This window comes from Pseudomonas sp. IT-347P (genome assembly GCF_949768005.1).
GTDB lineage: Bacteria > Pseudomonadota > Gammaproteobacteria > Pseudomonadales > Pseudomonadaceae > Aquipseudomonas.
This window is the reverse complement of record NZ_CATKPQ010000004.1, coordinates 25,033-37,201: the sequence shown is the minus strand read 5'-3', so window position 1 is coordinate 37,201 and position 12,169 is coordinate 25,033. Positions and strand designations below refer to the sequence as shown.

Genomic DNA, 12,169 nt, shown 5'->3' with positions numbered 1-12,169 from the left:
ACAAACATGTTTTTGAATATAGAACCCCTAGTCTTTCTGCGCATTTGGTTATCACTGTTCCCCACAAAAAAACGTGGGGTACAGAATCCCCCTCTGGAAGCCCCGGAAACATTGGCTGTTCCCACTGTTCCCCCGTTCCCCCAATTTTTTTCTACAGACACATTCGGGCAATGGTGCAGATCGGGCGAGGTGACCTCATGAGCCTCCTTTCCACGCTGCTCGATCATTTGCCTCCTTGCGTTGGTGGCGCTGAAAAGTCGGCCATTCTGAACTCCGCAGATCGTCCACGTTTGGAGTTGGTCGAGCGCTCGATCCAGCTACCGGCAAGCACCTACACCAATGCTGCCACTGCCACACCTGAGTGGCGTAACGCACGCGACCAATACCTCAACCACATCATGGTCTGTCGGTCCTGCTACGCGCCCACCGGCCGCCATTGCAAGGCCGCTGCTCACCTTCGCTTCAGCTATGACAACACGCCAATGGAAGCCCACGGATTAGCGCTGTGCGAAGCATTTTCGCCATTCACAACAAGTGCCTAGGCACAGAGAACACCGCCGGGCATCAACCCACAGCCAGCGCCAGCGGCGCATTAGAGGTGCGTATGAAATAACACAACAGCAATGCATCCGGGGCGTAACGCCCGCACTCGATTCACCAAACTTTAAGTAAACAGGATGAACCAACATGCCGATCCCTTCCTCGATCTATGACCTATCACAAACTGCTGACATCAACAGTCCGGCCGGCTCCGAATCTCCGGGGCTTATTGATAACTATCTACGTACGTATGCTTCATACATCGCTCAGTTGCGCGATTTTCCGGGTCGCCTTATTGGCACCAGGGTCTTTACATCGAACGGCACCTACACGCCGAGCACCGGCACGACTTCGATCGTTGTTGAATGCATCGGCGGCGGTGGCGGCGGCGGCGGGGCAAATGCTGCCGGCGCTGGTCAACTTTCGTCAGGGGGTGGCGGCGGTAGCGGCGCTTATGCAAAAGGCAGATTCACAAGTGGATTTTCTGGTCTTGCGATCACCGTAGGCGCCGCTGGTGCCGGTGGAGGCGTTGGCGGAAATGGAGGAGCGACGAGCCTTGGCGGCATTATTGCTGCAGGTGGCGGGATTGGTGGCGGGGCAGGAATTGGTTTTACACCGCCAGGATCTGGCGCCGCTGCGGGCGGCGGCGGCATTGTCACGGCCGGCGGGAATATCATCACGTCAAGCGGTTTTCCAGCGCCTGCTCCAATTGCATTATCCACCGGAGCGATATTTAACGTGGCGGGCGCTCAATCCCTATTTGGACCAGGGCCGACAGGGGGCTTCGGCAATGGTACTCCGGGCGCTAACCGTGGTACGGGCGGGACAGGCGCTTTAGCCGGCCCGTCTTCGGGGCCATATAGCGGCGGCACTGGTGCGAGCGGGGTCATGATTATCTGGGAGTACTCCTAATGATCAACGGCCAGTGATACCGAGCCAGAAACCGTAAATACAAAAAGCAACGACGATTGCGACTCCCTTCCAGATAATAAAGTCAGTAAACGCGAAATCCACAAAGACCTCCAAGCCCGCAGACGCGGGCTTTTTATTGAGGAGACTAGAACGTCACGGGCCACCCGAGCGGTACCCAAATCGCCATGAGTCTAGTAGCTCCGCAGGCTCAAGAAGGTCAACCAGATTGACCGTTAGTCGGACTAGTCGCGTGCGGTAACCAGTAAAGGTAACCACTTCGCTTGGTTACTCTCCGTCACCCGGTATCCGCTCTGGTATCCACGGTTAAGGTCATTCAGGCGGATACGGGAGATAGTGACCAAGCGCGGTGACCAGCATCAGTGACCACTTCCGCTCTCCCTGTCATCGTCAGCATGAATTCCCGTGACTTGGTTGCCACTCAGGTTGCCAGGGTATTCCGAGTTTTCGGATGCCTTAAAAAATGAACAGGCGCCCATACCGACGACGTGTAACTAGGCAGGCTGTTACAGACCCTGTTACAGCAAAACACGCTGTTTCACGTAGTGCTTCACGCACAGATTTCGCGCACCCGAGCCGCGTGAAAAACCAAAAAGTACGCACGCTGGTACGCGCCATAAGTACGCACTCTGGTGCGCGTACCGCTCAAGTTCGCATTCGAGGTTCGCACTTCTGGTTCGCACCCGCTAATGCGAACCCTGCTGTAGGTTGCCAGCACGGTTACCGTGAAACACCGAATCCGTGCCTGCCTGGCGTCCGAGGCCCTATCTGTGCGAGCAGCGTCAAAAAAGCAAGCTCGGTCGTCTAACAAGACGTACGGTAAGGTTAAAGATGACAATTGCTTTGACGAATTGCTATCAGGGGACACAGAATCGCGAAGCCAAAACGCCATTATCAGGGAGGAAAAGCGTTGAACGATGTCCTGACACTAAGCGCTTACAGAGAGGCGCTGCCACGGAGCTGCCCTCCTAATGAGGTCGTGACACCGAAAGCTACTCCGCTTTGGAGACTTCTGCGCTCTCACTCTGTATCGGAATCTGATTTCGATTCACAGCGTAAAAGGCTGCCGAACCATCCATACCCCGATGAGTGTGAGGCAATGTCCGTTTCCTTGAGCACATCCTTGGCTGCCTGCCGCGCGATAGCTAAATTGCCTCGATCTAAGTTTACCCACGCGGTGGAAGTGCGCTTTGAATCTTCTGCTGGCGTTTGGCATCAAGACTCACCAGGGCATGTGCATTTCTGGCCATATCATGAACATGACTTGATGACGCTCGTAGGGGCGGTAAACATACTATGAGCGAATTAACTGTTTACAAGGTGCTTCTGCATTATGAGATTCCCTTGGTAGTTCTTGCCAAGAACAAACAGGCTCAAAATTATTTAGGAATTAACTATGATGATGGCGAGCAAGCATGCAAGTTCTACTTTTCTCGCATAGCCCCCGATGTATTGAAACTGCTTTTATATGAAAAAATAGATGTACGCTACGCAGTCACTCGCGCCCATAAGGGCAAGTATGAACTCGCTGAACTGTGGGGAAGAGTTGGAGATATTTGCAAAACGACAAAAGTTGAAGAAATATCTGAAGAGCTTCTGCCTCAACAAGGTATGTTTTTGCCGGGACATGCGCCATCAAGCTCAACCAGCAAGGTTAAAGTTGTTGACATAGATGGACGTTGGGAAGTTAGCGATCTCAAGAAATTTTCCGATCTGGTGCAGGATTGCTATGCCTTTGGGTATGCGCTCCTTGGTGCGACGGGGGCTGTATCAAAGCGCGAGATAGAAAGAGTTTTTCATAAATACCCATGGCGTGGGGGCTTCAGCTCTGTCAATTTTTTTAGGTCGCTATACAAAGGTATTCCGGGCCAGGATAGGGCGCAAATTAAGAGCATTGAGTACGCTTCTCCCGGCTTCGTCGAGTTCGTCGTAAACGAAACAGTTGCAGACTCGATTAGAGACCTGATCATTGACCTTAATGACGACGAAAGCCTTGCCACTGCAACTTATAAAAACGTTTATAGGCGCCTACAAGATAAGGGCTGGCTTGGCCAGTCGGAAGATGATCTATTTTTGCATGCTGATGACAAGGAAGAGCTCCGAGAACTGCTTGGTGAGGCTTGTGCCGCATTTGGCCTAAGTAATTATGAGGGCCATATTATCGGCCTTGCGTGTGAAGATATGCTTGCCTCAGTGAAGATTGTGTTGGCCTATTATCGGAGACTGAAGAACCTTGCCGATTATGTTGCCACTGGCAAAGCCCAAAACGTCTTCCACGATTGATCCATATAAAAACATGGTGGCTATACGATCAATGCGCTAAATACGCTAGGCACACGGATAACCTAAATTTTCTGATCGATCTGTCGCGGGAATATCCGCAGGATGAATAGGTGAGACGCCAGCTCGCTAAACCCTTAGCGCGCCAAGCAATTCTTGACAGGGTCTTGACGGATTTTCGCGGGAAAGCGCCGGTCAGTTCTTCCGCAGCCGCTGCGCCAAGCTGATCGCTGCCTTCATCAGTGTTGAAATCTACACTCTGTGTAGATCCCGACACGCGACGACCGCGTCCTCAAAACAGAGTGGTGACAATGCCACTGTGTGGCACTGTGACCACACTTTCTCGTTGCCGTGAAGTCGGTCTGCCGGCTCCTCTTCACACCTCCTACACCGGCTATACACAACCCCCTGGGCATCGCTTAAACAATGGCTATACACAACCCCCCAGCATCGAGCATTTCCAGTGACTCGGAGCGCTCGTCGGTGAATGAGCAGTGAGCAGTGAGCAGTGAGCAGTGAGCAGTGAGCAATTTGTTTCATGCCTCGATCGAACCGGCGCTGCTACGCTTTCATTTTCTCGAATGGAGTCGAAGCGATGCCCTCCCCCGAATACTCTCTCCCAGATGTCCTAGAGCGCATGTATCGCAACCAGCTCGCCTTGGAAGCCGCACTAATGGAGCTGACCCTGTTAGTCGAAAGCCAAGGGCATGCCGACGTCGGCGACAATGTCCGAACCGCACTGGAGACGATCGGCGAAAACGCCGGGCATATCAATCAGGGGCTCGCCAGACTGAAGGCACAAGGCGCGACGTAGCCAGCATCCGATTCGGGGGGCATCTATGGACGATGATTGCGAAGTGGTATTTGTCGCCGGCCTGGGCAAGATGCTTGGCCGAACTGAGGCGTCGGTCAGAGAGGGAATGCGCCGCGGAGTGGACTGGCTGCCTAAGAGTTTCAAGATGGGCACCAGACACTGCTGGCTGAAGGCTGATGTTCGGGAGTTTCTGCGCGCCTGCCGGGACGGCGAGAACAAGGCGCCGAAGGTTGGTAGACCGCGGCAGACACCGCCAACACTGAGAGATATCAGGAAATGACAGTGGGCATCGATCGCTTCATGCGCCTCGGCCACGAGCTCTCAGGAGCAAGTGGCGCGCCATTCTCGCGCTCGCTGTAAGCCGAACGTAGACGATCAGGCTGAGGAATGCGAAAAATGCGTTATGTGACTGTCAGAAAGTTTTCCGGCGACTCTGGGTACACTGAGGCCGCGATTAGAGCAAAGATCGCTGACGGCACTTGGGGTAAAGATCACGTTTGGCGAAAAGCACCTGACGGGCGAGTGCTGATCGACGTCGATGGTTACGAAGCTTGGGTGGAGATGGGCAAACCATCAACGGCGAATCGAGAAGATAAGTTCCGGTCAGGTCAGAGCCCCGCGCCGCTGATGAGCAAAGCAAACCTCCGGAGCCCAAAGCCGCTGGAATGATGCCGCTCGTCGGATCAATCCGACTTACCAAATGGTCGCTTTCGAGCACCTTCCGGCGAAAAGAGAAAAGGCCGAATGCCACCTAGCAACGAGCGCCATGTATCCCCATATGTATCCCTCGCGCAGACGCCAAGACAAATACCCAATAATTACAGACGGTTAAGTAGCCAGTTCAAATGTCTGTGTACCACCAAGTACTAAAAACGGCTTACCGAAAGGTAGGCCGTTTTTTTATGCCTGCAATAATCCCCCCCTCCGGTTCCCCACCTACAGAAGGCCTATCTTCAGCCCTTTCGATTGGATCAGTGGGCTCGCAGCCCCTCATCAGTCAGACTTTCTTACATTTTGCACTTCGCCTTTTTTCACATAAGCAAATATCAAATTCAAGATAATGCTAACGTCACACTTCAGCTTTTAGCCAATAAATCCTGGACTCCACAATAGAAAATTCAAGATAATCAAAAAGAACACTTGAGATAATTATTATCATGGCCGAGTTTTTCCATCACGACCTGGCGCTGCTCAACCCCTCCTTTGACTCTGACCTGGTGGATGTCTTGAGCGAACTGGAGCACCTACGTCGTCTGAGACTCGAAGGCGATACGCCGCCACAGGTATTCCACCAACTCAAGTCTTTGTTCCATGCGCTGGAAAGCCTCGGCTCTGCGCGCATTGAGGGCAACCACACAACCTTGGCGGACTACATTGAGAGCAAAGTGGAGGGGAAGGCCCACGAAACTGACCAGCTTCGTGAGGTAGCCAACATCGAGAATGCAATGGATTACATCGAGCAGATCATGGCGCCGGGCGCAGAACTGACCGAGCGTACGATCCGCGAGCTACACGCGATGACCGTCGACAATCTCCAACGCGAAGGCGATAGAACGCCAGGCGCATACCGCAGCGGTGGTGTGCGGATTTCACAATCCGATCACCTGCCGCCCGACTTCATCCAGATTCAGGCATACATGGAGGAACTCGTCGAGTTCGTTAACCGTAAGGACTCCCCCAAATATGACCTGATGAAGGTCGCGCTGGCGCACCATAGATTTGGATGGATACACCCGTTCGGTAATGGCAATGGCCGCGTGGTCAGACTGCTCACCTATGCGTTACTGATGAAATATGGCTTCAACGTCAATACGGGCGGTCGCGTCTTGAATCCTACAGCCGTGTTCTGCAACGACCGTGAACGCTATTACTCAATGCTCGCAACAGCTGACAAGGGAACAACGGAAGGGTTGGAGCAATGGTGTACGTATGTCTTGCAAGGCATCCGCGACGAGCTTGAAAAGGTCGACCGCCTTACCAATTATTCCTATCTCACCAAGTGCATTCTCGTCCCTGCTATCGCCTTTGCACGGGAACGCGAATGGATCACCGAGACAGAGGAACTGGTGCTCTCTGCCGCGATTAAACTGAAGGTAGTCAAATCTGCGGATGTAGCAGCTGTACTCCCCAAACATTCGAGTAATCAACGGACCTACTTGATAAAAAAACTGGTGGATCAGGGAATGCTTTTACCGCTTACCCCCGGAGCGAGGCAGTACACGATTGGATTTTCCAATAACTACCTGATTCGCGGGGTCATTAAGTCACTCAGAGAGCAAGGCTTCATCCCTGCCCCTTTGGAAAACCCCTGAGCGCAGATCTACAACCGGTAATATTCGAGTCCTGCTGAATGACCCACGTACCGATTTGAACTGCGGATTATCGGATACTCACCCGAATGAGCAGCCGGCAGAAAGGCTCTCAAAAAACGCCGCTATCCCTGAGTGTTAGCGGCGTTTTTTTCCTACGCAAATAGCGTGCGGCTTTACTCGGACGATTCATCTATTCCGCTGTAATCACCAGACATCCTTTCATCACGCGTACTTTGACGTTTTCGTTTACCTCGAATCCTGCCTGTCGTAACCACAGTCCGCGAAGCCTGATCCAGGGCACCGGTTTGGCGGGGCTGTAGGATTTTTCCTTTGTGTGGACGAGGTAAAAATCAGCGGCGATTTTCAGCCGGCGTTCAGTGATGGGGGTTGATGTCGTATGATTGGTTTTAGCCATGGTTCAGCTCCTTTTAAGCTGCTTTGTGGTTAGCGGGGCCAGGGTGTTGTCGCACCTTGGTTCCGCGTTCTTTGGGTTACTTCAAATTTCTTTTTCTTCGTCGCTCGCTTTGGTCGCTGCCTGTGCGATCAGGGCGTCAAGCATCTGCGCAATAACCTTCTGTTGGACCTTCGAAAGTTCATTGATGGACTGCAGCCGTCGATACCACGTCGAGGTCAAGCTGCGTCTGGGCCTCTCCGTGTACGAGGGAACCCCGAGCAGGTCTTCAACAGGCACGCGAAGCGCAAATGCCATCTTCACCAGTGTCGTGACCGGCATGCTGCGCGTGCCCTCCTCGTAACCCTGAAAGGTCTGCCGGGAAAGACCTAACGCCCGTGCAAACCGAGTCTGTGTGATCTCGTGCACTGTGCGTAAGTGCGCAATGCGACTGCCCAGCGCCACCAGAAAATCGCGATCCTCATTGGAAATACTCATGACAATGGCCGATTGAAAATAGAGTTGAATGGCAACGGACTCATCCTTTTCATCTGAAATCCATCCTGGAAAAAACGACAGAAAATATCCTCAGGCAGCGGTGCGTAAGTTGTCGACCTGAAAAGTTTGTAGGAGAAATGTGGAGCAACCGCTAGTTCGGGGGCGAGGTACTACAGGCGCGAAATGCCTTTTCATTCGACTGAATCGGTACCGACAGATCAGGTTGAAAAAACGCTGTAGGAAACGGATTCGATCCTGGTATGAATTAGATCGCGCACCACAAATACAAAAAAACGGCTTACCGCAAAGTGAGCCGTTTTTTGTGCCTGGAGGAAAGTGCCGACAGCCAAGGTACTGATGATTTACTGCGACCAGTTACCCAGCGCCGACAACCCTTTCGCCCAGATCTGCCGCGTGCGCAAACCGACCATCGCCCGCCAGTCCGGATCCGCCGGATAAAACTGCTCCAGCAAATTCACTTTGATCCCCCTCCCCGTCGCATCCAGAGGATCGCCATGCAAATGCAGCCAGTGATCATCACGCAAATGCCGATGTACCTCCGGCCCCGGATACGTCCCGCACTCGATCACGAACGGCATCAACTGCACATCCGGCAACGCATTAAGCAACGCCTGCGAGGTGTACCCGGTAGCCGTCGCTGCCACTCCGGTTTCGCTCAAGGTGTCGGCGCCGGTGTGCAGGGTGTAAAGCCATGGGCCATAAATTGCCTGGGCCTGCGCGAGTGCCGGGTACGGCGCCTGGGTGATGGTCAGCAACATCGGATGACCGTACTCACCGGCGCCGGTGTGCAGGTCGAAACACATCACGGTTTCAGCGCCAGCCAGATGCGTTTCGATGATTTGGTGCAACGTGCGATTCGACCAGCTCGGCGTGCGGCCACCGTAAAACAGGCCGTCGGGATGGCTGTGCTGACCGCCTTCGACAATCGACATCACCGCTGGCCAGCCGTGTTCGATGATTAGCGCATCGAGCAAGGCATCGGCGCGTTGGCGTTCGGGGCCGTGCAAATCGGTGCACGCGTAGATCTGATGCAGATCGGCGTAAGCGCGGTTGTCCGGCAACGGCCCGGTGAAATCGAGGTGATTGCGGTTGAGGTCGATGTTGTCTTCGTTGACCCGGCGTAACCACGCCGTGCCCCATGGGTTGATCAGGTGAACCATGACCACCGCGACATCCTTGGGCAGCGAGCCGGGTTCGAAGGTTTTCAGCCAATCGATCTGACAGTCCGAGCCGTAATAGCCCTCGACACCGTGGGTACCGCTGAGTGCTACCAGTCGACGTTTGGCCTGTGGATTGCCGAGCACGGCGACGTCGGTGCTCAGCGGTCCGCCGAATGGCCCGCAACGTGGATGTGCGTAGGAGGTGAGCGTGGCGCCGGCGGCATTGGCGGCGGCGAGAAACTGTTCGCGTTGATTGCGGTAGCTGGACTCGGTGGGGAACTCGCTGTGCATGCCTGGCCTCTTGTGATTTTTATGCCTTTACCTGTAGGAGTGAGCCTGCTCGCGATCGCGGTGGATCAGTCAGCAATGATGTTGAATGTGATGACGCTATCGCGAGCAGGCTCACTCCTACAGGGGATGTTGGTGCTCCATAAATTTGAGCTTGACCCTAGCGAACATCCGCCCCGAAAAGAAAGACAAAAATGCCCATCGGTTTGCGTCGCGACCGGGCGGTCGATAAAGTCCCTGAGACTTTTATCCCACGGACGGAGAGCCCGCGTGTTTTCAGCCTTGCCCTTGAGCCGCTTTCGCCTGCCAGCGCTGACGCTGATCATCAGCGCCCTGACCCTCACCGCGTGCAACGCCCCGCCCTCCTCGACCTTGCCGCTGGCGCCGGAAGCCGCTTCCGGTTTCCGCACCGATCTGCAAACCCGCCACGCCAGCAAACACATGGCAGCGGCTGCCAACCCACTGGCCGCCGAGGCCGGGCGCGAGATGCTGCGTCAGGGCGGTTCGGCGATTGATGCGGCGATTGCGATGCAAGCGGTGCTGACGCTGGTTGAGCCGCAGTCTTCCGGGATCGGCGGCGGTGCAATGATATTGTTGTGGGACGGCAAACAAGTGCGCACGTATGACGGCCGCGAAACCGCACCGGCCGGCGCCACCGAGAAGCTGTTCTTGCGTGCCGATGGCCAGCCGATGTCGTTCCCGCAGGCGCAGATCGGCGGTCGTTCGGTCGGTACGCCGGGCGTGCTGCGTGCGCTGGAGCTGGCGCATCAACAACACGGTCGCCTGCCCTGGGCCAAGCTGTTTGAACCGGCAATCAAACTGTCTGAGCAAGGCTTCGCGATCTCTGCGCGTTTGCACTCGCTGCTGGAATCAGATCCAGTCATCCGCCAGTCGCCGGACATGGCCAAATATTTCCTCAACGCCGATGGTAGTGTCAAAGCCGTCGGCACGCGTCTGCAAAACCCGGCATTGGCCGCCGTGCTCAAACGCATTGCCAATGAAGGTGCGGACGCGTTGTACAAAGGCCCGATCGCCGAGGAAATCGTCGCCAAGGTGCAGGGGCACACTAACCCCGGCAGCCTGACGCTGAACGATCTGCAGCGCTATCAGGCCAAGGAACGCGCGCCGCTGTGCACCGATTACAAGCGCTGGCAGGTCTGCGGCATGCCGCCGCCGTCGTCGGGCGGGATCGCCGTGGCGCAGATTCTCGGCACCTTGCAGGCGCTGGAAACCCGCGATCCGCGTCTTTCGCTGACGCCGCTGAAACCGCTGAAGACCGATAAACCGGCGGGCATAGAGCCGGATCCGCAGGCCGTGCATCTGATCGCCGAAGCCGAGCGTCTGGCTTACGCCGACCGCGCGCAATACGTCGCCGACACCGACTTCGTGCCAGTGCCGGTCAAAGGCCTGGTCGACCCGGGCTATCTCGCCAGCCGCGCCAGCCTGATCGGCGAGCGCAGCATGGGCAGCGCCAAACCGGGCACGCCGCCGGGCGTGCAGGTGGCCTATGCTCCGGACCGTTCGCCGCTGCGTATCTCCACCTCGCAAGTGGTCGCGGTGGATGACCTCGGTGGCGCCGTGTCGATGACCACCACCATCGAAGCCGCGTTCGGCTCGCACCTGATGGTTCAGGGTTTCCTGCTCAACAACCAGATGACCGACTTCTCGTTCATCCCCGAAGAGAACGGCCAGAAAGTCGCCAACCGCGTCGAACCCGGCAAACGTCCACGTTCGTCGATGGCGCCAACGCTGGTCTTCGATCGCCACAGCGGCGAATTCGTCGCCACGGTCGGCTCACCCGGTGGTTCGCAAATCATCGAATACGTGGCGAAAACCACCGTCGGCCTGCTCGACTGGCACCTCGACCCGCAAAGCGCCATCAGCCTGCCCAACTTCGGCAGCCGCAATGGCCCGACCGAGCTGGAACAAGGCCAGTTCAGCCCGGCACTGATTCAGGCGCTGAAAGACAAAGGGCATGCGGTGAATGAAATCGATATGACCAGCGGCACCCAGGCCATCGTGCGGGTCAAGGATGCGCAGGGGAAAGTGTCGTTGGAGGGTGGAGCGGATCCACGGCGTGAAGGGGAAGCGTTAGGGGATTGAGGCTACGAAGTGAATAAAAAGGCCTACCGGGAGGTAGGCCTTTTTATTGGGCGAACAACGAGTAAGTAAGGGGCGTAGTTTGTTCGGCGACCAAGGTTTCAATGTTTAAAAATGCCGTGAAAATACAGAACTGTCCCACAAGGTTTTCAGGTTGTCCGTCGGACGTCCACTCTCTAGGCTGTGCACGTCGCTGCCAATTCAGTGACCGGGCCTGGAAATCCGACGACAGTTGTGCGCACCAGCGCCATTCATAACGTATCCTTGCGCGCCCTTGTGGTGTGCACTCTGTTATGGCGGCTGTGCGCGGGAGACCTTCGGGTCTGCCGGGTTACTCTGTCCCGGATTTCCAGCCTGCGTACAGCTGCCACCCATTCGCCTGGAAATCGAATGGACCAGCTACAACCGTCACACAGGGTAATCATCATGAAAAAGCCAACACCCAATCCTCCCGAAACAGACACCGACCCAACCTCTCCTTACGCCTCCATCGACAGCAAAAAGCTCCACGAAGCCGCCGACCGCGCCCTTGATCATTACCTCAAGCCGGCCGCTCACATCATGGCGTCCGCCCGCGTGGCTGAACCCATGTACCTCGCCAACCCGGTGTACGACACCGAATCCCTGCTGGCAAATGCCAGCGAAACCCTGGGTTCGGTCACCGAGATGCTCAACAATTTCGCCGCCGTGCTGGATACCGCGCACCGCAAGACCGCGCTGGGTATCGCGCAAATCGTCATGCTGAGTGAACTGGCGGTAAATCAGGCGCTGGATAACGTTCAGCCGGTTACGTAGTTTTCGCAATGCATAAAAAATCCGATGCCGTGAAGGCATC

At 55.6% G+C, this 12,169-nt stretch carries 11 protein-coding genes; 8 read left to right on the top strand and 3 right to left on the bottom strand.

Annotated elements, in window-relative coordinates; all coding sequences use genetic code 11:
• Window positions 1-197: 197 nt before the first annotated feature.
• The 6 genes from ACM6IV_RS02380 (at window position 198) to ACM6IV_RS02355 (ending at window position 6,876) form a co-directional block, all read left to right on the top strand.
• Window positions 198-542 carry a hypothetical protein gene (locus tag ACM6IV_RS02380; RefSeq protein ID WP_414868571.1) on the top strand — a complete coding sequence of 115 codons (345 nt, stop codon included), beginning with the start codon at window positions 198-200 and terminating at the stop codon, window positions 540-542.
• 145 nt (window positions 543-687) lie between these two features.
• On the top strand, window positions 688-1,452 hold the full coding sequence (locus tag ACM6IV_RS02375; protein ID WP_414868570.1) for a hypothetical protein: 765 nt from the start codon (window positions 688-690) through the stop codon (window positions 1,450-1,452).
• A 1,314-nt stretch (window positions 1,453-2,766) separates the two neighbouring features.
• On the top strand, window positions 2,767-3,753 hold the full coding sequence (locus tag ACM6IV_RS02370; RefSeq protein WP_414868569.1) for a hypothetical protein: 987 nt from the start codon (window positions 2,767-2,769) through the stop codon (window positions 3,751-3,753).
• A 592-nt stretch (window positions 3,754-4,345) separates the two neighbouring features.
• Complete coding sequence (locus ACM6IV_RS02365; RefSeq protein WP_414868568.1) at window positions 4,346-4,564, top strand: hypothetical protein; 219 nt, start codon at window positions 4,346-4,348, stop codon at window positions 4,562-4,564.
• A gap of 396 nt (window positions 4,565-4,960) precedes the next feature.
• Window positions 4,961-5,233, top strand: coding sequence for an excisionase (locus tag ACM6IV_RS02360; protein WP_414868567.1), 273 nt, complete (start codon window positions 4,961-4,963; stop codon window positions 5,231-5,233).
• A gap of 488 nt (window positions 5,234-5,721) precedes the next feature.
• Entirely contained in the window at window positions 5,722-6,876 is a 1,155-nt protein-coding gene (locus ACM6IV_RS02355) for a Fic family protein (protein WP_414868566.1), read from the top strand.
• A 190-nt stretch (window positions 6,877-7,066) separates the two neighbouring features.
• Here the strand turns inward: ACM6IV_RS02355 and ACM6IV_RS02350 are convergent, their stop codons facing one another.
• The 3 genes from ACM6IV_RS02350 to ACM6IV_RS02340 all read right to left on the bottom strand — a co-directional run bounded on the left by ACM6IV_RS02350 (window position 7,067) and on the right by ACM6IV_RS02340 (window position 9,237).
• A complete protein-coding gene (locus tag ACM6IV_RS02350; protein WP_414868565.1) occupies window positions 7,067-7,291 on the bottom strand; it encodes a SymE family type I addiction module toxin in 225 nt (74 codons plus the stop codon).
• Window positions 7,292-7,372: 81 nt separating this feature from the next.
• Window positions 7,373-7,765 carry a helix-turn-helix domain-containing protein gene (locus tag ACM6IV_RS02345; RefSeq protein ID WP_414868564.1) on the bottom strand — a complete coding sequence of 131 codons (393 nt, stop codon included), beginning with the start codon at window positions 7,763-7,765 and terminating at the stop codon, window positions 7,373-7,375.
• Window positions 7,766-8,127: 362 nt separating this feature from the next.
• Window positions 8,128-9,237 (bottom strand): DUF2817 domain-containing protein, encoded by a 1,110-nt coding sequence (locus ACM6IV_RS02340; protein ID WP_414868563.1) that lies wholly within the window; start codon window positions 9,235-9,237, stop codon window positions 8,128-8,130.
• 267 nt (window positions 9,238-9,504) lie between these two features.
• Between ACM6IV_RS02340 and ggt the strand changes: the two genes are divergently transcribed.
• Window positions 9,505-11,337, top strand: a complete 1,833-nt coding sequence (gene ggt, locus ACM6IV_RS02335) for a gamma-glutamyltransferase (RefSeq protein ID WP_414868562.1) — start codon at window positions 9,505-9,507, stop codon at window positions 11,335-11,337.
• Between the two features lie 423 nt (window positions 11,338-11,760).
• Window positions 11,761-12,129, top strand: a complete 369-nt coding sequence (locus ACM6IV_RS02330; protein WP_414868561.1) for a DUF6124 family protein — start codon at window positions 11,761-11,763, stop codon at window positions 12,127-12,129.
• The last annotated feature ends 40 nt before the right edge of the window (window positions 12,130-12,169 follow it).

Coding starts and splice junctions, on each gene's coding strand:
- ACM6IV_RS02380 (WP_414868571.1), top strand. CDS start 198: ATGAGCCTCCTTTCCACGCTGCTCGATCATTTGCCTCCTTGCGTTGGT.
- ACM6IV_RS02375 (WP_414868570.1), top strand. CDS start 688: ATGCCGATCCCTTCCTCGATCTATGACCTATCACAAACTGCTGACATC.
- ACM6IV_RS02370 (WP_414868569.1), top strand. CDS start 2,767: ATGAGCGAATTAACTGTTTACAAGGTGCTTCTGCATTATGAGATTCCC.
- ACM6IV_RS02365 (WP_414868568.1), top strand. CDS start 4,346: ATGCCCTCCCCCGAATACTCTCTCCCAGATGTCCTAGAGCGCATGTAT.
- ACM6IV_RS02360 (WP_414868567.1), top strand. CDS start 4,961: ATGCGTTATGTGACTGTCAGAAAGTTTTCCGGCGACTCTGGGTACACT.
- ACM6IV_RS02355 (WP_414868566.1), top strand. CDS start 5,722: ATGGCCGAGTTTTTCCATCACGACCTGGCGCTGCTCAACCCCTCCTTT.
- ACM6IV_RS02350 (WP_414868565.1), bottom strand. CDS start 7,291: ATGGCTAAAACCAATCATACGACATCAACCCCCATCACTGAACGCCGG.
- ACM6IV_RS02345 (WP_414868564.1), bottom strand. CDS start 7,765: ATGAGTATTTCCAATGAGGATCGCGATTTTCTGGTGGCGCTGGGCAGT.
- ACM6IV_RS02340 (WP_414868563.1), bottom strand. CDS start 9,237: ATGCACAGCGAGTTCCCCACCGAGTCCAGCTACCGCAATCAACGCGAA.
- ACM6IV_RS02330 (WP_414868561.1), top strand. CDS start 11,761: ATGAAAAAGCCAACACCCAATCCTCCCGAAACAGACACCGACCCAACC.